Origin of the sequence: uncultured Turicimonas sp. (assembly GCF_902477955.1) — a bacterium.
Taxonomy (GTDB): Bacteria; Pseudomonadota; Gammaproteobacteria; order Burkholderiales; family Burkholderiaceae_F; genus Turicimonas.
This window is the reverse complement of the sequence record NZ_CABSJB010000016.1, coordinates 23,799-44,632: the sequence shown is the minus strand read 5'-3', so window position 1 is coordinate 44,632 and position 20,834 is coordinate 23,799. Positions and strand designations below refer to the sequence as shown.

At 42.5% G+C, this 20,834-nt stretch carries 16 protein-coding genes; 7 read left to right on the top strand and 9 right to left on the bottom strand.

The window, feature by feature from the left end:
• Positions 1 to 75 precede the first annotated feature (75 nt).
• Positions 76 to 1,065: a LysR family transcriptional regulator gene (locus RDK53_RS06270; protein ID WP_308513780.1), complete on the bottom strand. Its 990-nt coding sequence runs from the start codon at positions 1,063 to 1,065 to the stop codon at positions 76 to 78.
• Positions 1,066 to 1,210: 145 nt separating this feature from the next.
• On the opposite strand from RDK53_RS06270, the gene RDK53_RS06265 reads away from it, so the two are divergent.
• From RDK53_RS06265 to RDK53_RS06250, 4 genes are all read left to right on the top strand, one after another.
• On the top strand, positions 1,211 to 2,524 hold the full coding sequence (locus RDK53_RS06265; protein WP_277030194.1) for an anaerobic C4-dicarboxylate transporter family protein: 1,314 nt from the start codon (positions 1,211 to 1,213) through the stop codon (positions 2,522 to 2,524).
• Between the two features lie 19 nt (positions 2,525 to 2,543).
• On the top strand, positions 2,544 to 3,734 hold the full coding sequence (locus RDK53_RS06260; protein WP_308513779.1) for a M20/M25/M40 family metallo-hydrolase: 1,191 nt from the start codon (positions 2,544 to 2,546) through the stop codon (positions 3,732 to 3,734).
• A 668-nt stretch (positions 3,735 to 4,402) separates the two neighbouring features.
• The gene (locus tag RDK53_RS06255) at positions 4,403 to 6,172 is read left to right on the top strand and encodes a tetratricopeptide repeat protein (protein WP_308513778.1); all 1,770 of its coding nucleotides are present in this window, start codon (positions 4,403 to 4,405) and stop codon (positions 6,170 to 6,172) included.
• Positions 6,169 to 6,693 (top strand): lipoprotein insertase outer membrane protein LolB, encoded by a 525-nt coding sequence (locus RDK53_RS06250; protein ID WP_308513777.1) that lies wholly within the window; start codon positions 6,169 to 6,171, stop codon positions 6,691 to 6,693. The genes RDK53_RS06255 and RDK53_RS06250 overlap by 4 nt, the downstream gene beginning before the upstream one ends.
• A 122-nt stretch (positions 6,694 to 6,815) precedes the next feature.
• On the opposite strand, the gene RDK53_RS06245 is transcribed toward RDK53_RS06250, so the two are convergent.
• From RDK53_RS06245 to RDK53_RS06210, 8 genes are all read right to left on the bottom strand, one after another.
• Positions 6,816 to 8,045 carry an HNH endonuclease family protein gene (locus RDK53_RS06245; RefSeq protein ID WP_308513776.1) on the bottom strand — a complete coding sequence of 410 codons (1,230 nt, stop codon included), beginning with the start codon at positions 8,043 to 8,045 and terminating at the stop codon, positions 6,816 to 6,818.
• A gap of 126 nt (positions 8,046 to 8,171) precedes the next feature.
• Positions 8,172 to 9,173, bottom strand: coding sequence for a DUF262 domain-containing protein (locus RDK53_RS06240; protein ID WP_308513775.1), 1,002 nt, complete (start codon positions 9,171 to 9,173; stop codon positions 8,172 to 8,174).
• 9 nt (positions 9,174 to 9,182) lie between these two features.
• Positions 9,183 to 10,025: a phosphoadenosine phosphosulfate reductase family protein gene (locus RDK53_RS06235; protein ID WP_308513774.1), complete on the bottom strand. Its 843-nt coding sequence runs from the start codon at positions 10,023 to 10,025 to the stop codon at positions 9,183 to 9,185.
• On the bottom strand, positions 10,018 to 13,293 hold the full coding sequence (locus tag RDK53_RS06230) for a hypothetical protein (RefSeq protein ID WP_308513773.1): 3,276 nt from the start codon (positions 13,291 to 13,293) through the stop codon (positions 10,018 to 10,020). Before RDK53_RS06230 ends, RDK53_RS06235 begins: the two co-directional genes overlap by 8 nt.
• An 11-nt stretch (positions 13,294 to 13,304) precedes the next feature.
• On the bottom strand, positions 13,305 to 14,243 hold the full coding sequence (locus tag RDK53_RS06225) for a DUF4007 family protein (RefSeq protein WP_308513772.1): 939 nt from the start codon (positions 14,241 to 14,243) through the stop codon (positions 13,305 to 13,307).
• A 450-nt stretch (positions 14,244 to 14,693) separates the two neighbouring features.
• Positions 14,694 to 15,260 carry a molecular chaperone TorD family protein gene (locus RDK53_RS06220; protein ID WP_308513771.1) on the bottom strand — a complete coding sequence of 189 codons (567 nt, stop codon included), beginning with the start codon at positions 15,258 to 15,260 and terminating at the stop codon, positions 14,694 to 14,696.
• 88 nt (positions 15,261 to 15,348) lie between these two features.
• Positions 15,349 to 15,990: a 4Fe-4S dicluster domain-containing protein gene (locus tag RDK53_RS06215; RefSeq protein ID WP_308513770.1), complete on the bottom strand. Its 642-nt coding sequence runs from the start codon at positions 15,988 to 15,990 to the stop codon at positions 15,349 to 15,351.
• A gap of 11 nt (positions 15,991 to 16,001) precedes the next feature.
• Positions 16,002 to 18,203, bottom strand: a complete 2,202-nt coding sequence (locus RDK53_RS06210; protein ID WP_308513769.1) for a molybdopterin-dependent oxidoreductase — start codon at positions 18,201 to 18,203, stop codon at positions 16,002 to 16,004.
• 133 nt (positions 18,204 to 18,336) lie between these two features.
• On the opposite strand from RDK53_RS06210, the gene RDK53_RS06205 reads away from it, so the two are divergent.
• From RDK53_RS06205 to ispE, 3 genes are all read left to right on the top strand, one after another.
• Entirely contained in the window at positions 18,337 to 19,290 is a 954-nt protein-coding gene (locus RDK53_RS06205) for a LysR substrate-binding domain-containing protein (protein WP_308513768.1), read from the top strand.
• 212 nt (positions 19,291 to 19,502) lie between these two features.
• Positions 19,503 to 19,853: a hypothetical protein gene (locus RDK53_RS06200; RefSeq protein ID WP_374041570.1), complete on the top strand. Its 351-nt coding sequence runs from the start codon at positions 19,503 to 19,505 to the stop codon at positions 19,851 to 19,853.
• A gap of 71 nt (positions 19,854 to 19,924) precedes the next feature.
• Positions 19,925 to 20,815, top strand: a complete 891-nt coding sequence (gene ispE, locus RDK53_RS06195; RefSeq protein WP_308513766.1) for a 4-(cytidine 5'-diphospho)-2-C-methyl-D-erythritol kinase — start codon at positions 19,925 to 19,927, stop codon at positions 20,813 to 20,815.
• The last annotated feature ends 19 nt before the right edge of the window (positions 20,816 to 20,834 follow it).

The window sequence follows — 20,834 nt, the reverse complement described above, 5'->3', positions numbered from 1 at the left end:
TGCCGAGGAAGTCTATAAAAGGTTTTACTTCCTCGGCCATTTTTGCTAATCCGGGGAGAAGATAGTTGGCTGGGATTACACCAACTCCCTGAAATCTTTTTTTGCAATGGATTCAGATAACTTTAAATAAGGAGCTAATTCAGGAAATCTAGATGTCATTACCGGAACAAACTTGTCCATTATTGCCGACACTAACAAAGATATTAATAGATTTTCAAATTTGGGCATCATCCATTGCTTATGAACAAAATAAAAAGGCTTATAAAAGCGGGTATAAGGAGGGCGAATGATGGTTATATTTTTGAGAAAGTCTCGACCTATCCAAAGTTCAAGGGGAGTTAGCAATGTCCAGCCGTGACCTGAATTTACAATCTGACAGACAGTTGAGAAGTCGTCCAATTCAATACTTTTAGGAGGCTTAATACCCAAGTTATTAAGAAATCTTGTCTGTGTCAACTTATCAAAGGATAAGTTGGAAAGATAGATAAAACTTAATCTGCTCATAAGCTCTAAATTCTCACCGACGGTGGAATTAGCGTGCGTCAGAAGAGACTTTGGAAGCACAATAACGTACTCTTCAGTAAAAATTAGTTCGGAAACGATTCCTTCCTCTTCCTGAAGATCCATATTCAGTATGGCTATATCTATTCTGTTTTTCTTTATCCAATCAGCCAGCTCCAAAGTGGAACCTTCTTCAATGACTAGTTTCTGAGTATGTTCTAATAAATTCGGCACAAAATAAGGGTTGATATTAGGGCAAAAAGAATCAACTGTTCCAATTCGAAAAGAAGGAAGGAATCCTTTTTTAAAAGTCTTAATATAGTTTTTAGTTTGATCATCCAATTCGACAAATTTTTCAAATTGATGAGAAAGCATCCGTCCTAAAGGCGTGAGTTTAATGGGACGTTCATTATGGTAGTAGATGTCGCCTTCGACCTCAGATTCTATTTTTTTGAGGATGACAGAGACGGTAGGCTGGGAAATATTTAGCTCTTGGGCTGCTTTACTAATACTTCCTAACCGTTGTACAGCCAACAAGATTTTTGCATTTTGCAGAGTACCCATGTCTATCAGCGTATTAGCAAATTTAATATAAACGATACAGAAATATTATAAATCGTAATACACAACTCCTGATGTCGATACAGTGAAACTGTTCTTATTAACCACAAGGAGAAAGCTCTAACAAGGAGAGCAGGAGTTATTCAAAATGTCTACAGTCATTCAATTTTTAATAGTAATCGGCGCCATTTTGCTTGGTACGCGATTTGGTGGAATGGGGATCGGTATTATCAGCTGCTTAGGTCTGGGAATATTAACCTTATTTTTTGGAGTTACTCCCGGAGCGCTTCCAGCAGATGTTTGTTTTATTATTTTGTGCGTTTGCACGTGTTCTGCTGTTATTGAACAGTGCGGAGGCCTAGATCTTCTGACGGCGATAGGAGCAAAGATTCTTAGGAAACATCCTAAGCACCTAACCACTCTGGCTCCTCTGGTAATGTTCTTTTTAACATTCTTTGCGGGCACAGCAATGGTTTGCTTTGCACTGCAGCCAGTTATTTTTGAAGTAGCTTACCGAAATGGAATTCGGCCAGAAAGGGCTATGGTAACCGGAACGATGGCTGCTCAGTGCGCTATAACCGCAAGTCCGATTTCTGCGGCAACCGCGGCGATGATCGGTCTTTTCATCCACTACGGACATCCGGAAATTTCACTGCCTCAAATTCTGATGGTGAGCTTGCCTGCCGGTTTGATCGGAGTACTTGCCACTTCGCTCTTTTTTATGAAATGGGGCAAGGAATTGGATAAGGATGAGGAATTTCAACGTCGTTTAAAAAACGGTCAAATTGAGTCTCCTAAAATTGTAGAACTTAAGGACATAGGCTTGAAAGGAAAATTCTCATTAGGATTTTTCCTGTTAGGCCTTATTTACATCGTTTTGGCAGGTATCTACCCTGAATTAAGAACTCCCTATGCTGCCAAACAGCCCATGGGAATGGCAGCCACTATTGAACTCACTATGCTTCTTGTCGGAGCGATCTTGGTTATTGTCTGCCGACCAAGCGTTAAGAAATTAGCCTCGAGTCAAATTTTGCAATCTGCAGTGACGACAATGGTTTGCATTGTTGGATGTACTTGGCTTGCTGACTCTTTCGTTGCAGCTAATAAAGATGTGTTATTAGAAACATTCGGATCCTTGGTTCAAGCCGAGCCATGGACTTTTGCTTTTGTCTTGTTTTTAATGGCGGCAATAATGAACTCTCAGGGTGCCACAACAAGAGCAATTATGCCGCTGGGATTTGCGCTTGGCCTCTCACCTTTAGCTCTTATTGCCATGTATCCGGCGGTAAACGGCTTCGCTCTCTTTCCAATTAATGGTCCGGCGATTGCTGCTTGCTCTTTAGATCGTTCCGGCACGACCACAATGGGTAAATACCTCATCGATAATCCATTTCAAATCTTCGGCACTATTTGTGCAGTTATCTCCGTGTCATTGGGGTTTCTCATTGTTTGGCTTCTGTAATTGTTAAAAAGGAAAGCAAATGGACTATCAAACTATTTCTGAATATGTTGACTCCCATAGTGAGGAAGCCACTACATTTCTTCAAAACTATCTTCGAGTTCCCTCTCCAACCGGGCAAGAAAAGGAATCTGCTCTTTACCTCGCTAGTTTTTTGGAGAATAACGGATTTAACCCCGAACTTCTAGAAGGGGAAAAAGATCGTCCGAACCTTCTCATGGACTGGAAAGGAGGCGAGGGCAAAACATTGTTATTTAACGGACACTTGGATGTCTTTCCACCCGAATCTAACCCTACCAGAGATCCGTGGTCCGGCGAAATAATTGGCGACAAAATATATGCCCGCGGGGCAACAGACATGAAAAGCGGGAATGCTGCGGGGATTATGGCTATCACCTTTTTAAAAAGATTAGGTTTTAAGCCATCCGGCACTATCTCTCTTGCTCTAAATTGTGATGAAGAACAAGGAAGCCGCGCTGGACTGCTTTACTGTATAGAGAAAGGACTCATGAAGGCCGACTTCACGATCTGCATGGAAGCTTCCGAGGAGACCATTATTGTGGATACAGACGGCCGCATTGCTTGGAAACTGGAAATTACGAGCGATGGTTGGCATGCCGGAACTCGTCTAGCACAAGAAGATGCCCTGCAAAAAGCTCATAAGGTTATTGAAAAAATCCATCAATACGACAAAAAGCTAATGGCGGAAAGATATTTCCCGGAAGATACGTCTGGCGCTGTTATTTCGGTCACTTCGATAAGCGCGGGATTTGAAGGAAAAACAGTAAACATGCATCCGGCAAAATGTACTCTCTGGATCGACAGGAGGTACACAAGGGGAGAAAGCATTGAGAGCGCCCAACAAGAATTTCTCGCACTTTTAGATAACATACCTCAAATTAAAGAAGCTTATAGCCTTACAACTTTATTTGCCGGTCCACGACTGGTAATTGATTCCAATCATCCCGATATTATTAGATGTATGGATGTCTACCGCACGGTTTTCTCGAAACCCCTCAGGCCGGGCAGAAGATCTGGGGCCGGCGATGCAGCTAAATTAGCGAACGCTTACAAGCAAAATGTCCCCCACTTCGGGCCAGGTATTTTTGCCGTGCTAGGCTCTGATGACGAACATGTAAATTTGAGTCAGTATTTAAAATTCATTAAGACTTATATGCTTTTCAGCATTGGCTATTTTGAAAGTCAGAAGTAATACTTAATAATCCCAGGCTCCCAAGAAGTTGTATCGTGTGCAATTACTTGGGAGTTTGGCTGAATCGTTTTCAATGGGGAGACAGTTAAGTCAATACTTTTAATAGTTTTTGAGAAATTTTCTTAACTATCTTTTTGTAGGACGAGTTTTATATTTTATAAGCTAAACGTCTTAGCAACCCAGAAATATCATCAATCCTTCATAACTTTATCAGCTGTCCTTCACCGCATTCTTTCATTCGCTTAAACAAAGAGCTCTTTTTTCGTTAGGTAGCTAGGTTAGTTCCGATAATAAGAAGTCTCTGTTTCGTTCAATAGGCTCAAACCTTTCCAAGAATGCCTTTAATCATGTTCAGGGAGTTAGGTTTCAACTTTTTGCGAGTAATTTTGCCGAGAATAACTGGAGTTTCAACCGAAAATTCATTGAATTTATGAGATATTCAAGAAAATATATTTATTTGGTTTCCAACCTTAGGAAGTTGTCATAAATTTGCCTTTCTCAACGTTCCTTGATTATTAAGGCTAACGCCTTGCGGTTAGTGATAGAGCTGGGAGATTTCCTCAAACGAGAACATTGCCAATGATGAACGCTCAAACTCATCCCGTAACAATGCAAACTAACTAATAACTCGGCTAAACTCTTGGATCGATTTTTAGGTTAATTTTTATATGGGTTTCAATAGATTAGTTAGTTGCTTATGCGCCGCGGCGATAGCTTTTACCGCTATCCCTATGACTGCTGACGCAGCAGCTGTGCCTGCTTCTAAGAAGGAGCTGAATCTGGTCTTTGATCCGCCAAAACCTAAAAAATTCTCTCCTGATAGCTTGCCTGAGATTGAGCTCACCGGAGGACTCCTTTTCCAACTAATCGCCAGCGAAATTGCTTTGCAGCGTAATGAATTAGGAGCGGCATACAGCACTTACATGAATGTAGCCGAAGAAACAGGTGACCCAAGACTGGCAGAAAGAGCTGTTCAGATTGCACAAGTTGCCAAAGCTCCTCGTGAAATCATGCGGTCAGTGCTGCTGTGGAATAAACTAGCCCCCGGCAATAGACATGCTCAGGAGATGCTCATTCGCATTGGCCTCCACTACCAGGAATACAACAAGATTCTGTTGACTACACAGTCTTTCTTATCCCAGGTAGAGGATCCGGGAAAAGTCATCCTTGGGCTGCAGAGCCAACTTTTAATCGGAAAAGACAGGAAGAAGGCTCTGACGTTCTTTCGCAAAGCTACTGAGAAGTTCAAGAGACTTCCGGAAACGAAACTCGGTTTAGCCCGATTAGAAGGACTGGCCGGCAACCAAAAAGCAGCCGAAAAGTTTGCTAAAGAGAGCTACAAGCAGAAACCCAATCCGGAAAGCGTAATGACACTAGTTTCTGTCTTGTTGCAGAAGAAGTCCAATGCAGGTCAAAAAGAGGCTCGCCAGGTTCTCGGCCAGTATCTGGCAAAGAATCCTAAAGATTTAAGAATCCGGGATTCGTATGCTCAACTCTTGCTGCTCTCTTCCGACTACAACCAGTTAATTGAGTTGGTCAAGAAATATCCGGACGACTACGAATTTGAACTAAGTACTGCAGTTTCTCTGCTTCAAAATAATCATGAAGCAGAAGCAGAGGCCTTGCTTACTAAATTAGCAAAGCTTCCTCAAGACGATGCTGAGAACGGAACTATCCCACAGAAGGCTCTCTTGCTGCTGAGCGAAGTTGCCCTGGAAAACAAAAAATATGAAGAGGCTCTCGCGCTTGCTGATCGCGTTGTCGGCTCAATGAAGCCTGCCGCTTTGATTCAGAAAGCCAATGTTTATTCTCATGAAGATAAACATAAGGAAGCACTTGAAGTCCTCAAGCAAGTTGACCCCGGCGACAACAACGCCGTAGCCGAAGAGGTCGCAGCAGTTGAGTCTCGTTTGATCGCTGAACTTAACGGCGATACAGAAGCTCTTAAGACCTTAGAAAAGTATTTGCAAAAGTATCCTGAATCTAAGAGTCTCTTCTATGAAGCAGCCATGATCGCTGAGCGCTTGGATCTTATTTCTATGGCGGAGAATTATTTAAAGAGAGCCCTAGAGATAGACCCCAACTTTGCTAATGCTTATAACTCTTTAGGTTACACACTTCTTGAAAGAACTAACCGTCTGAAAGAGGCAGGGGAAAACATTCGCAAGGCGTATCAGCTTGATCCGTCTAATCCGTATATTTTGGATTCCATGGGCTGGCTAAGCTTTAAAGAAAAAAATTACACCGAAGCAATCGGATATCTCAACGATGCTTTACAGCTTCTTGAGAGCGAAGACATCATGCTTCACCTTGCAGAAGCCTATTGGGTTTCCAATCAAAAGGACGAAGCTCGCCTGGTCTTAAAGAGAGCTAAAGAACTTTGGCCTGATTCAGAAGACACTGAAGCGTTAATCAAAAGACTTGGAATCAAAGAATGAAGAAATTTGGTTTCTCCGTTTTGATTGCAGCGATGCTGGTTTTAGCAGGCTGTTCTACACCATCCATTCAAAAGAGTGCTGCTATTGAAGAGTGGCATGGCCGTTTTTCCATTACTCTTTTGAAAGACGGAAAAGCTGACAGGAATTCCGGAACTTTCTTGCTGACCTCTTCTGCGGAACAGAAAGAATTAATTCTGAAAGGGCCGTTGGGAGCCAATGCTGCCACACTGACAGAAAACTCAGACGGGGCTGTTCTTGCCATTTCTAATGAAGAGCCGATTAAAGCCCGCAGAAGCCAAGAAATTACGGAAAGAGTCATTGGCGCTCCTTTAGATCTCACTGACTTGGTAGATTGGCTCTCTGCCAAGAAAGACGCTCAACAATCAGAAAAAGAATTAGCCGCCTCCGGTTGGGAATTGACGGCTGAAAGAAATAGCGAAAACAAACTCACGAGAATTATGATGAAAAGACAAGAGTCCTACCGCACTCCTGCTGTGACTCTGATCCTTTTGCCAAGATAGAAGATAGTTATAAGATCTGCAAGCCTTAGCGGGGAAGGGACAGAGTTCCTCTTTGTTTTCAAACTTTGAATTGTTGCAAATTAATAGGAGGTCTCCTTTTTAGACTCAATTGGTTACAGCTGTTAAGTTAAGAAATCAATTAAATTATCGTAGGCTAATTGTAGAAGCGTCTCTCCTCTTGCTTCAGCACAGCTGGGAAGCCAATCTGTGTAAGAAGGAGATGCTATATTTTCTGCCAAAACGAAATATTTTTGTTGGGATTGCAGAGCCGCCACGGACTTTTTAGAAAGATGAAGCGTCTCTATAATTTTTGCCGCCTCAGCCGGATCCTTCTCCGCTAACGCGGTGTAGATTTTCTTTTTTAAATCCCAAGAATTATTCTTTAAGGAGCTGTTCACATCCTTGGGCAGCAATAACAGATTTCCGATACCGTCAAGCTTATGCTTCCCTTGAGGGGTATAGAACTCCGAATACTTTTTCTGCGTCCAGTCTTTGTCGGGGGTTTGAGGGGCAATGTGTTCAATTGTTGCGTCAATCCAAGTCTCTACGTCTAAAACAGAAACACTTCCTTTTTTCCCTCGGATAAGCTTGTCATGAGAACAAATAGTGTCATTAGCTGCAAACATAAGTATGAACTTAGCTACAACGGAATTGTTATAGATGGGAACTTCTTTCGCAGTTTCTATCCATTTATTTCTATCCCCTATTCCTTCCATTCTCAGTTTTTCTCTCATTGCCGCTTTTAGCTCATTGACTTTTGCAATTTGTCCGTAAGAAAAACCTTTTTCTAACAAAGAGAGAGGCTTAAGACGTTGGATTCCTTTATCATCCTTAAACCCCTCTCTACAGAAGGAGCGATACACGTCGTCTATTCCATCTGTTCCTCCTTTTGCTCCTCGCCATAGAGCCGAGAATGCAGCACACGCTTTTACGGCCTCTAAAAAATCTCTATTTGTCTCTGTCGAGGGGAATAAGCGTGTTAGGCGATAAAAATGAAACAAGGTACCAATCGTAATTGAATGCTTGATGTCATATAAAAAATAAAAACAAAGCTTAAGAAGCTCTTTCTCACTTGACGACAGACCGCTACATGTTGAATTTAGTCCGCTCTTCTCCTTATCCCACCAAATATGTCTAAAAAACTCTGTTAAATGAAAGAGATCTCGAACGAAATCTACCTTAGCAGATTCAGAAAGCTGGTCGTAAACTTTCAAAAACTGACGTTGGTCATTGAGGTGTTTACTTAGTTTTGTTCCATTTATAATTAATGCGAATGCAATCAGCACCTCGTTAGTTCTCGTATTTTTCGCTTTCGTTTTTTCAGCCTCAAGATTTCTCTCTACTTGTTCCATCCATTTGTAGGTGTCCGTTTCCTTTATCCCCTGGAGTTTCTGACCCCTATATACCTGTGGCTTGAAAGTCTCAATAGCTGTTAGAGGCTCTCCTGAAGCATTTAAAGCCTCAAAAATTTCAAAAGCTTACTCGTCAGCCCTAGTCTCTACCTTTGTTAAAGCGACTCTTCCGAGAAGGTAAGAGGCGAGTCCAAGGAACTGTAATAACTTAAGACTCAGCTTAGCTTGCTCCGTATCCTTACCCAGACTCGTTGTTGCTAACGCATCAAACTCGTCTCGAAAAAGTCTCTCCTGGATATCTTTCTTGTTTACCATGGCCTCTCTATCCAGGACTTCAATTTCTTCCGTATCAAAGGACTCGCTTTTATTATTCTCAATGGCTTTTTCAAATACGTCCAACAAGCTTCGCAAGTGGTTATAGGCAGTTTCTACCTTTTTAAAGTTGTCTTTTTCTTCGCAAGCGACTGGAATTAACGTGCCAAGATCAAAGATATATTCCTCTTCTAATGCGGATGGATTGCTATGGAGCTTAACAGCGTGGGCGTTGTATTTATTAAGAAAAAGGGCGAGGGGAGAGTGATAACAGTTGCCACTCGGCTCCCATTTGTCTATATTCACACGGATTATCCTTGGGTAGAAAAACGCAGTCCCTTCCGGATTGAAAAATGACTGATCTGTACACAAAATTTTTCTAAGAACATTCTGTGTTGAATTCGTTATTTCCGAGATAGTCTCCTCTAGTCGTTTATCCGAGTCCTCAAAATGTAGTTTTGAATAAAGGGCACTAATTTTCTCATGAAGAGCTGCTATAAATAAGAGCAAAGTAGAAATTCGCTGTTGTCCGTCTATAACAGAAAGAATGTTCCCGGGAAGAGAACGTTTTGTCCCGAAGATTTCATTCCCCACTTGAGTTACTGTAATTACGGCTCCAAGGTAGGTTGCTGATTTGATATTATCCTTGAGACTGGCATATCCATGAGAAATATCTGAAACGAGTTTGGTGATTTTATGGCTGTCCCAAGAGTAAGGCCGTTGATATACAGGAATACAAAACCCTGTACCTTGTGCAAGAAAAAATGTTTGGACACAGCTCGTCTCTGGTTTAAAGTATTCGCTAAGATCTTCCATTTTTTACCTTTACTTCGTGCAAATTGAGCAAGCTCCGTTACCCTCGTCTGAATTGTACAGATCGTCTATGTCCAACACCTGTTCTAAACCTCTGCGTAAAGGGTTTACCCTTCTAGATCTGTGTTCTCTTTCTTGCCTTTTTTTGAAATCGGCCTTAATTTCTTTAATTCTCTGAGGCTGAGATAGTTGCTTCAGCGACTCCCCTTGAGACCATGTAAAAGGAGACCCATTTTCTAAAGAGTCTTTTTCATAAGCCATAGCCTCTGCAAATTTATCTGGATGTCGCTCCAACAAATGAACCCATTCTATTTTTTGTTGAAAAAAACAAAATGTGCAACCGGATCTTGATCTCCATTCGTAATAACTAGGCAAGCCGATTCCTGAACTTTCTAGTATTTCGTACACTTGCGCCTTATCGATTCCATCTTCTCTAAAAGGCAAAATTATGTGAACATCATTATGTTCAGATTGCATTGCGGTTCGGTACGGTTCGTCAGAACGAATAGCAACGTAACTAAAAACTTTATCTCCCTTTTTAAGCATTTCACTCATCCACTCTTTAAGGGGAGCTAGCTTGAGCATTCTTGTACACCAACGAGTATTTGGAGAAGGTAAGAAGTTATTGTAAAGTTTGAGGTAATAATTAAAATCTCTTTTTGGATTTAACACCCTAATAGACTTACCTAAAAATCCTTCTAATCTTCCTAAAAATTCGTAGACCTCCGGTAGTTCTTTTCCAGTATCCGTAAAGAAATACTCAATGTCTAATTCAGGATGATTGTTGCACATATAAACCGCCAAAGCCGCCGAATCCTTTCCCCCAGAGATGCCCAAGATGTGTCTATTAGCCATTTTTCTTCTCCAGCTCAAGACCACTTTCGATCAAAACTGCAATTGCAAGTTCTTTAGGCAGCGTTTTAAGTCCTTTCAGAATATTGTCACGAACCTTCTTCGCCTCTAGAGGCAGTTTTGACGGGATATCGACCACGACATCTGTCCGTCCCTTTTCTCCAGCTAAGACCAAGCCGAACAATCGACGCGCTCCAGTACCTGCTTCATCTAGAGTCGCCAACCCTTCTAGATGCCTAAAAGAGAAAGCCAAATCTGAAATTTTTGTGCGCGCATTATCGATATCAGAATCTGTCCACTTTCCAGAAAGCTTTCCTGTGGTCAATCCCAAAATTTTTTCCACCTCCTCATCTTCGCCTCTAAAATCAATGAGGTTTGAAATGAACCGTTTAAGTTGAAGATGATTCGTCAAATTTATAATCTTTTTAGCTCTAGCTCGGAGCTCTTTTTCCTTTCCCTCTTCAGCATCAATTGCCCGATAGAGGATGACCTTAATTTCATGGATCAAATTTTTGTTTAATTTCTCCAACTCGTCCAAAACTTCTTTTGTCCTTGAAACAATAAGACTATTCTCTTTTGTTTCAAAGATTTTAGGAAGCTCTGTATAAAGCAACTCCACGGGATCGTGAGCCTTCAAAACAGCTTCTCGATAAGCCTTTGTTCTCGGCGATGCACGAACAGTGATTTGTACCCATTTAGGCTGTTCGAGAAGTATTTTGACTAATGAACGTGCAATTGAAAGGGTATCCCGAGCTTTCAGCGATTCATCGTAATTTTTCAGAATAGCAAAGAATTTTTCACCTAAGTCATTATTGGCAGGTTTATTCTTGTGATATCGAATCTTGAGATGTTTAGGGTTTGCTAAGAACAAATCCACTACCTCGGGAGTCAAAAAAGGTTCATACATATCGTCCTGGTAAAAAGACATAGACTCCTTATTTACCAGAAAAAAATACATCAAAAAAATTGGCATCGCTGCAGCTTTTAGTCCAAAAGGTGGTTTTTGCCACAAAGAATAGAGTTCTAGAACATCTATAATTTTTCTTTCGGAAAGAATCTGTTCCGTCTTTTTCCAAAATCGTCTAATTCGCTCTGAATTCTCTCGTAGGTCTTGGGGAAGTGTGAATGCATAAGTTCCATCCGATTGCTGACGATGAAGAGCATTATTTTCGAACAGAGTCATGTAAATCATGACTTCAGCCGGTGTCCCTGTCATTCCTAAGCGCTTCTTTTCCTCCTGATTGACCATGGCGAAAATGAGTTTCTTTAGGGCCGTACGGCCTGCAACTGAAGTCTTATTTCTATTTACTAACTCGTTATGAAAGTATGGAGTCAACGGATAAATCTTGTGACATAGATCTGAAAGCAATGCATTTAACTCTCGGTCATCGTGGCTCTCTCTTAAAACACCTCCGGGTAATATCCAGCTTATTCCTTGGTGTAAATGACTAACCTCTTCTCGGAACTGTGAAAGGAGCTGATCAATATTTTTAGCCACCTCAGCTCGAGAAACCCTATCTCCTTCTAACAGTGGATCCTGAGAAATTCTTCGCATGATAAGAATTTCTTGAGCAAAACTTGCTAATTTTTTTGCGTTATTTGGGATAGCAATCAGCATTAACTTAGAAGGATTTAATTGCAAAAACTCTTTAAGACGGAAAATAAACGCAGCCCTTTCCTGTGAGCTCTCAAAAATGTCTAGAAGCAGATAAATTCTGTTAATACCGTCATCTTTTGGATCTTTCACTGCGTAGTTGATCTGCTCTCGAGATGAAAACTCAAAGTTGAATAAACGGATATTGCCCGTTTCTGCATAGTATCTTTTAGCTACAATTGAAGGCAACCGAACGTATTTGTTGAGCGCCTCGGTATCAATTTGAAGCTCTTTGTATTTCGTCTTTTCTTTTTCAATATCAAAGTTCCCGGCATCGTATAAGGCATACGTATCATGTTCTCTTCGGGAGATGATAATCTTCCACTCAACTAAATCCTGCAGAATAATGCCGATCTTTTTTAAAGATAAGTATGGCTGACTTGCTTGAAGGATAAGTTTATTGCTGTCAATTCCAGTCCCAGTATTAAAAATGGAAATCATCGCAATAACTTGGACCATGCGTACATGATCTTCAGAACCTTTATTTTTTGTCCTTTCTATACAGTCAATTGCGTTAACCCAACGATGCCCATCACTGCGATCAGGAATAATTAAATGAGAAAAATTATTATTAAGATAATCCCAGAGGTGATATGGACTATAGAGCTCGGTTGACTCGGTGGAGGTAGTTTCTAAGAAATGTTGAAAGCCAAATGGTTCACGAGAAGTCAAAAAACTGAAGATTGAACGAGCATTCTGCCAAAAGTTTCTTCTAGAAATAGATCCCAACAATAAGCATACAATTGGATTTACTGGCCAACTCTTTAAAAATGATGTTCTATAAATCTCTGTGGAAATTAAACTTTTCTCTTGAAAATGTTTTAATACACAAGATACTGCTTTTTCAACAACGAGTCTGCTTTTTTCTGGAACACTTTCCTGTGCTATAGCTTCGCTAAGTATCTTTAGCGTCTCTTCCATATGTGATATCAAGGGAAGATCTAGAAAACGGCCTTGGACTTTGGCCCACTCATCTTTTTCACTTCGATTATCGGAATAGGCAGATAAGTTTTGATGAAGGATGCCTATAAAAACGAAATTAGATCCAGATGAATTTATGATCTCGGCCAAATCCTGCAAGACGGCGCAATTCTCCATTTGCCCTCCCGCTACATACCGGCCAAGCTCGTCAATCATTAACAATGTTGGTTCTTTGATAATTGACGGATGAGCTTTCAGATTATCAATAAAGTCACTTTGACGGAGATCTGGAAAGAATACTTTATTTAAGTCTTCGGCAAGAGAACCTTTCCGGCCATTAAAAACAATGACTCTACGGCCCGGTTCGCTTAGTTTTTTCACGTTCTCTTCTTCTTTTAGCCCCGTGAGTTTGTCCTTAGCTACCTTCTTTAGGCTATCTTCCTGCCCAGCCAAAGCACACAGAAAAAGTCCGAGAGAAGATTTTCCACAACCGTATGGCCCAGTGATTGTGAAAGCTCTCTGATTCGTTTGGGAAAGATAAAGCGCCAGAGTCTCAAGAATCTGGATGCTTGAACCCAATAGCTGATAGTCTCCCATACAATCGGAACCATCGAACAAACGCTGCCGTTCGGCAGCAATATTTACGGATCTCTGAAATCTTGATGAGACACTAACAATTGAGTTGAGCTGATTCATTGTTTTTACACTTAGAAAGACGCTTTAAATAAGGATTCTTTGAGGACGGCGAGAGTTTTTGCGTCACTAGTACGGCGAACCAGTGTTTTTACTCCCAATTGATCAGTCCATACTAGCAAACCTCCAGTCAATTCAGACGCCTGCTCTAACCGATCATTCAGTCCTGCTTCTGATAGTTTGAACACCCTACCAGGAGAATTCTCTGCATAGGCAATTTGATACCAATCCAAAGTATTCATCATTGAAAGCCTTTCGTCGTTTTTCCACATATCTAAGATGGTGTAAAAAAACAATGGTGTCGGCAAATTCGAACGTACGTCCCGGAAGAGCTCCACCACTCCTTGGGAAGAATAGTGAAACAAGCCCAGGTCTCCGAATAAAGTTTCAGCGCTATCTTCTGTTTCTCCTCCCTGATGTTTGTTAGAGACCTGGGGAAGATAGGAGCGGAAGAGAACCTCAACATCTCTTTTGATTGAATTAAGAGAAGGTTTGTGTCCATAGGACATAGCATACTCGGTCACCTCTTCGGCCAATTTCTCTCGTGAAATCAAGTTATTATTCACACAATTGAAGAGATACCAAAACGTAGTTAGTCGGCTCCTGTCCGAACACAATTTCCAATGAGCAAACCAAGAAGTAGTCAGGCTTTGCATATATGGATCAAGTCCCTGGTCATCATTTTCACCAAAGATGAGTTCTGCCTCATGGGTAGGAGCTAACTTGCTAGATGGATCTAAGATGCCGCATGCCACAGACCAAAAACGAAGGCTGGATACCATATTTTTCCCAAGTCCCAACTGCATAATAGTACCCTCGTCCCTAAAATTAGGTTCTCCTCCCGCACATAATGCAGACTGAGCAAAACGAACCGCCTTTCTCAACCATAACTGCTTGAGGGTGAAGGTTTCATGGCCGGCAAACCGTAGTTCACTTGTATGATTGTTATACATGGCTTCTTAAATAGTTTCTTTTCTATCAGGCTTGAAAGAATGCTTTCAATATCCTTCTGGTTATTCGAACCAGAATCCTGAAATCTACACCGTAACGATACACGAAACAATTGGGACCTTCTCCACCTCCCGATCAAGAGAATATAGCAACACAATCAGTTACAGCCTTTCAATAGAACCTAAGCAACCTCTCAAAAAACAAAGAAATTACAGAAAGAGTCATCGACGCTCCCTCCGACCTCACTGACTTGGTAGATTGGCTTTTTGCCAAGATAGACGCTCAACAATCAAAAAAAAAGAATTAGCCGCCTCCGGTTGGGAATTGACGGCTGAAAGAAATAGTGAAAACAAACTCACGAGAATCGTGATGAAAAGACAAGAATCTTATCGCACGCCTGCTGTAACGCTTATTCTTCTCCCTAGATAACGGGCCGTTATATCAGAAAAATCCTACATCCTCTCTACAAACTCTAAGGCCGATGTTACAGCAGCGAAGAAGTTCTTAATGCTGCCGTTTTGAGTCTTATTGTTGATATTTTCCTGCGCCGTTCGCCACCACTGAAGAACCTCTTCAGAAGCAAATCTTTGGGCCTCTTTCACCTTGTTTTGCGCTAACAGATGACTTAGAAACGTAAGTTCAATTGCCAAATGGTCATCGGGAAGAGTTGAAGTGTTGCTCAGGCCGCTGTCGTGATAAGTTTTAAAAGCCTCCCGAGTTTTTTCTCCTGCAACGGCGATTAAACCGCCGCTCCAAAAAGAATGGGTCAACCCAATAGTTGTATCTCCGACTCCGTAGAAAAGCTTTGCAAATTTTTTTTCAAACTCTTCGTCAAAAACAACATTTTGGAAAACTGCTCCGGGATAATCCACACCCTCTGCAAAAGCATTGAAGGCAATTTGTGCCTTTTCGTAGTCTGAGCTGTTGTCTTGCGGCTCGAGAACAATCCGGCTCAAAACCATAAGGATTCTTGCCATTGCTTCTGCACAGTCTTCTCGAGTGATTTCTTGATAATCCATATTTATCCTTTTTTCCGCAATTTTGGCCGATTATTTATTGTTATTCGCAGGACGCGGCACCCCGCTAAAGCAGGGCGCCGCTGCGAGATTATGCTCTCACCTTGCGACCGGTAAAGTCAGTAATTGAAGATACAAATCTAACCTTCGGAGAGGTTCCTGCGCCTTGGTTGATCATCTGGGCCCTTGCAATCAAAGCTTTTTGAGCATCGGTCGGTTTATCGTAATCGACAAGCTGTAAAGCATGTGTTGAGCACACTTCCACACATGCTGGTAAACGGCCTTCAGAAGTACGATGCGTACACAGTGTGCAGTGTTCAGCCCTCCCTGCTATACGCTTCTGCCAGCTCTTAAGGGCAGCCGATGGTCCCCCTAATGGTTTCAGCTCGCCGAAGTATGATTGCTTATTAGGGTCAGAGAACTTCGGTGCTCCATACGGGCAGGCGGCCAAGCAGCCTTTGCAGCCGATGCATTTAGTCTGGTCAACTAATACTTCTCCATGAGGTCCAAAATACACAGCTTTCACCGGACAGACTTTCATGCAAGCCGGATCTTCACAATGCATGCAGGACACTCGGAAATACTCAATGACTTGCTCTGCCGGATGTTCCAGTCTTTCCAAATGATTCCACTTAACACCCGGTGCAACCTGATTTTCTTCTTTGCAGGCAACGAAGCATGCATGACAGCCTACGCAGTCATCGGCGTTAACAATAATTCCATACTTACTCATGACTTTCCCCCTTAGGCTTTCTTTTCGATATGAACAGGATTTTCAAAGTAACTTGGGTATCCGGACATCGGATCTCGGTTATCTCTGTTCATGAGTTTTTGGGTGTTCTGGTTATCGAGCCAACCGTACTGGGCATCGATGGTTCCCTTCGGGACAATCAGCGAAACAACTGCCGTTGCTTCGATAGGTCCTCCATAAGGTGAAGTAATCAAAATCGTATCGCCTTCCTTAATGCCTTTCGCTTCAGCGTCTTTCGGATTGATGTGGACATGAAGACCATCTTCAATTTCCATCAGATAAGGCTGGTCCGTGCGAGTCTTGCTATGAGTGATATACGGCTTGCGGGTTCCATTGATGAGGCGCAAATCAAACTCTTTGGTTAACGCTGTCATCGGTTTATAGATCGGAAGTCCCGGATATCCGAACTTAGCAGCTCTGTCAGAGAAGAAATCAAGCTTACCGGAAAGCGTATTGAATCCCGGTTTGCCGTCCGGGCGCAATCTGCCGTCTTCATACTTCTTGAAGCCGGGCTTAGGAGCTGGGATACGGCTGATCTTCGGCAGCGCATTTCTGAAAGCATTCAAGTCGCCGCCTTCATACTGATGAAGGATGAAGTCAAGAGCTTTTTGCGGATCTCCGTCAAAGAAGTGTTCCGGTTTATCAAGAATGCATCCAAGTTCCAAGGCAATCTGCCAGTCTTCCTTTGCCTCTCCCAGCGGTTTGACCGGCTTGCGGACAGCAATATTCGGACCGTACCAACCGAACGGAGCATGACGCTCGTAGTTCATTGCGGCCGGAAGAATAATATCCATATAGCGATGGCTGTCTTTGCGATAGAAGTAGTCGGCTGCAAAGGCAAAGTCTAAATTTTTAAAGGCTTCGTTATAGATCTCCGGCTGAGGCCAAATATTGACGTTGAATCCCCATCCGCAAAATACTTTAACCTTGCCGTCTCTCACCCACTCAGGCAAGTTGTTAGGACTAGTTTGATCCTGCAAGTTGTGCCAGAGAGGTACTTCATCTTTATCAAACCTACGGGCTTTTGTTTCCGGTGAATTCCACCATTTCTTTTCCGCCATTGCAGTATGAAGGCCGAACGCTGGCATTGACAGGCCTTTAGGAGGCTGCGAGAAAGGCACTCCGCCGGGGATATCAATATAACCCATCAAAATCGGCAGCAGTAACAAGGCACGGGTATTGTTAACGCCGTTTGAATTATGAGACAAAGACTGAGTTGTCAATGTAAAAGAGCCGGGACCTTGTGCCCAAAGCCGTGCAGCTTCAACAATCTTATCTGCCGGAACGCCGGTAATTTCGGCGGTTTTCTCCGGAGTGAATTCTTCAACATACTTAGCGTATTCTTCGAAACCATGCGTCCACTGATCAATGAACGGTTTATTAATCAGATTTTCTTTAATAAGAACGCGGGCCAAACCGGCAGCCAAAGCAGCGTCTGTTCCTACGTTCGGAGCCAAGTGAACGTCTGCTATTTCAGCGGCTTTTGTTCTTCTTGTATCAACGGTGATAATCTTGCATCCGCGCTCCTTGGCTGCCTTAATTGCTTCCCACCAACCAAGCGGCTGCGCCCAAACGTTAGTCGCCATAATCATGTAGACCTTCGTGTCTTTAGTCGGCGCTGATCCGTTGTTTGGTTGGCCGAAATTGAGTTGTTCAGCCATCATACAGCCCGAACGGCAAGCTGCTGAGGATTCTGTAGACCACGTTGGAGAGTCAAAGTAGCGAGCCAGACGGTAGATGGCCGGTCTTGGTTCTTTAGGATCCCCGGCATAAAACATGACGGATTCAGGACCATATTTTTTCTTGGCAGCAAGCATATTGCCCGCAATGGTCTTATAAGCTTCGTCCCAAGAGATGCGGATCCAACCGGGATCTGCAGCCCCTTTAGGAGCAGTTCTCTTCATCGGATAAAGCAAGCGGTTGGGATTGTATAGCCGCTGTAACGTACTCATCCCTTTGGAACATAGCCAGTGACGAGGATTCTCTTTCCAGTTTTTAATGCTGATAACGTTATTGCCTACGGCTTGAAATTCAATACCGCAAAAAGGTACGTGGTTACAGGAATCGCAGAGAGCAAATCCGGTCCATTCTTGTGTTTGTGGGGCAGCGGCTTGCGCCAGCACTGAGGTAGCCGGAGAGAATACCGGCAGTGCAGAAATAGCCTTTAAGATTTGCCTTCTTGAGAGTGTTTGCATAGTTAGTCTCCTTGGCAGCATTGGGGGTCTGCTTAGGAAAGATTGTGGAATTTCCTCTTAGTTTTGAGTAGAGGTATTTACCTGTCATATTTGATTAAAATTGACAAAACAACCTATCAAAATTGATAACGATATGACTAGTAAAGAGCCTTCAAGTGAGTTACTTAGATTTCTTGCTGAGTTCTATGAGTCCCGCAACCTCGAATCCACACCCGGCCGTCTAGGAAAAGGAACTGCGACCTGTTTTCGACTTTTAGCCCAAGCACGCGCAATATTTGACGATCAACTATTCGTGAAAAGCGGCAGAGCAATGATGCCGACTCCAAAAATGGAATCGCTGATTCATGAAATACAGGAAATATTACGAAAAATTGAACAACTATCCAGTCCGACAGTTTTCTCAAGAAAACATCTTACGCAGGAATTTAGGATAGGATGCATCGATCATGCCGTCATAAAGTTTGTCGTCCCCGCACTCAGCAATTTGTTTCAGCAAGCTCCTAACATTCGTATTTCGATCATTCCCATCCACGAGCATTTCAAGTGGTCTCTTGAGAAAGGAAATATAGACATAGTTATTTATGCTCCGCCTAACTTAAAACTAAAAGAATTAGGCAAAAACTTTCATTTCAAACAGTTCTACAGCACCAATCATTTGTATTGCGTGAGAAACTCTCATCCTCTAGCGCTCAAATTAAAAGCAGGAAAAGTTATCAAAAAATCCGACCTAAAGAACTTCCGCTTTGTCGCAGTAAAGTACGGATACTCCGAAAACAAAATTACGCCTGAGTCGTCAGGATTTGAAGATGGAGACAACATTGCTTTCGATACTCCGTATCTGCTGACGGTGCCGCACGTTTTAGCCAATAGCGATTTTATTGGACGTTTGCCCGAAACCTCCGCCTCTAAGTTAATTGGTAATTTACCGCTGACAGTACTTCCGAAGGACTTAGTAACGGAACAACCTTGGTCTCCGGTCTTTCTCTGGCACGATCGGACTCACCACGAACCGGCTCATCAATGGTTCCGTTCAGTTCTTTTAGAAGCAGCTGAGAAAACTATGAGTCGACCTCTTTCCTCTGCCTAACATTGAAAACAATTAAATTGGATACTGTGCAAGATAGTGATAAAAAAAGTTTGGAGAACGCCAAGCTGCTCTTCTCCACAGTAGCGGTCCGTCAATTCGAAGTTGGAAATTTCAAAAGTTTGAGGCAACTTCATTTGTTTCTTTTCAAGGAGTTTTATCCGGACGCAGGTTGCCTGCGGCAAACCAACTTGTCCGAAGGAAGTTTCAGATATTTGAGTGTCGTATATCTTGAGGATGCCTTATCAAAAATCGAAAAATTGCCCCAAAGTAACTTCCAAGAGATACTCTCAAAATACATTGAGATGAACTTAGCTCATCCGTTCAGGACGACGAGCGGCTGGACGACTCGAATTTGGCTCAATATGCTTTTACGGAAACAGTTTGGAAGAGTCATAGATTGGACCAAAGTCGACAAAACATCATATCTCCAGGCAATGGATAGGAGTTTGATTAACCAATTGGAATTGAACGTTCTTTCGCAAAGAGCATTAAGTGACGATATAGACAACCTCGACATGATTTTGAACGGACTAGAGTCGTCTTACTTTTTCGATGAGACTTAAACTATTCTTCACTTCCAAGCAAAAGCTTTCTGAATAGATAGAATCAACAAAAACATCTGAGCGGGAAATTTATGGCATCACAAGATTCTTCTGAGAAAACCCAGAAACTTAAGAATTACTTTGACTTACCGGCACCGGCAAAGATTAATTTGTTTCTACATGTTGTCGGGAGAACAGACAACGGTTATCACCTTCTTCAGTCAGTTTTTCAATTAGTTTCACTTTTTGATTACATCGATCTGGAAGAATTGCCCGACGGAAAAATCGAAAGAGCCGGCGATATCAACTGGTCCGTCGAAAGCGATCTATGCTGGAAAGCTGCCAAACTTCTCCAAGAAAAATGCCCAGACAAAGGCGTACGAATTACCGTCAGAAAGAATATTCCTGATGGGGCCGGTCTCGGAGGAGGGTCCTCGGACGCAGCGACTGTGCTCATCGGCTTAAACCAAATGTGGGGCCTCGGACTGACCCGGCAGGACCTCTGCGGACTCGGCGTAAAACTCGGGGCCGATGTCCCCTTCTTTATCTTTGGCCAAACCGCATTTACAGAAGGCATCGGAGAAGTTCTGCAGCCGGTGGAAACTGAAGAGATGCAATTCCAAATAATCTTCCCGGGAGTACGTGTTTCAACGGCAGAAATCTTTAATCACCCTGATTTGACACGTAATACGAATTTGTGCACAATAGCGAACCTTAAACAGCAACTGCACAATTTTGTTCAGTCACCCTGGGGTCGAAATGACTTGGAAACAGTCGCCCGATCCTTGTATGCTCCGATTGAACAAGCCGTTAAGTTGCTGACTCCTTTCGGAAATCCGAGAATGTCCGGGTCTGGTTCAGCTGTTTATGTGGCTGAAAAAAATCCGGGTGAAAAATCGGTTAAAATACCACTTCCTGAGAACTGGAGACAGTGGACTGTCAAAGGTTTGAAGAAACATCCGTTATGGAGTTGGACTTGTTAAAAGTTAAAAAAAATTAGAT

Coding starts and splice junctions, on each gene's coding strand:
- RDK53_RS06270 (WP_308513780.1), bottom strand. CDS start 1,065: ATGGGTACTCTGCAAAATGCAAAAATCTTGTTGGCTGTACAACGGTTA.
- RDK53_RS06265 (WP_277030194.1), top strand. CDS start 1,211: ATGTCTACAGTCATTCAATTTTTAATAGTAATCGGCGCCATTTTGCTT.
- RDK53_RS06260 (WP_308513779.1), top strand. CDS start 2,544: ATGGACTATCAAACTATTTCTGAATATGTTGACTCCCATAGTGAGGAA.
- RDK53_RS06255 (WP_308513778.1), top strand. CDS start 4,403: ATGGGTTTCAATAGATTAGTTAGTTGCTTATGCGCCGCGGCGATAGCT.
- RDK53_RS06250 (WP_308513777.1), top strand. CDS start 6,169: ATGAAGAAATTTGGTTTCTCCGTTTTGATTGCAGCGATGCTGGTTTTA.
- RDK53_RS06245 (WP_308513776.1), bottom strand. CDS start 8,045: ATGGAACAAGTAGAGAGAAATCTTGAGGCTGAAAAAACGAAAGCGAAA.
- RDK53_RS06240 (WP_308513775.1), bottom strand. CDS start 9,173: ATGGAAGATCTTAGCGAATACTTTAAACCAGAGACGAGCTGTGTCCAA.
- RDK53_RS06235 (WP_308513774.1), bottom strand. CDS start 10,025: ATGGCTAATAGACACATCTTGGGCATCTCTGGGGGAAAGGATTCGGCG.
- RDK53_RS06230 (WP_308513773.1), bottom strand. CDS start 13,293: ATGAATCAGCTCAACTCAATTGTTAGTGTCTCATCAAGATTTCAGAGA.
- RDK53_RS06225 (WP_308513772.1), bottom strand. CDS start 14,243: ATGTATAACAATCATACAAGTGAACTACGGTTTGCCGGCCATGAAACC.
- RDK53_RS06220 (WP_308513771.1), bottom strand. CDS start 15,260: ATGGATTATCAAGAAATCACTCGAGAAGACTGTGCAGAAGCAATGGCA.
- RDK53_RS06215 (WP_308513770.1), bottom strand. CDS start 15,990: ATGAGTAAGTATGGAATTATTGTTAACGCCGATGACTGCGTAGGCTGT.
- RDK53_RS06210 (WP_308513769.1), bottom strand. CDS start 18,203: ATGCAAACACTCTCAAGAAGGCAAATCTTAAAGGCTATTTCTGCACTG.
- RDK53_RS06205 (WP_308513768.1), top strand. CDS start 18,337: ATGACTAGTAAAGAGCCTTCAAGTGAGTTACTTAGATTTCTTGCTGAG.
- ispE (WP_308513766.1), top strand. CDS start 19,925: ATGGCATCACAAGATTCTTCTGAGAAAACCCAGAAACTTAAGAATTAC.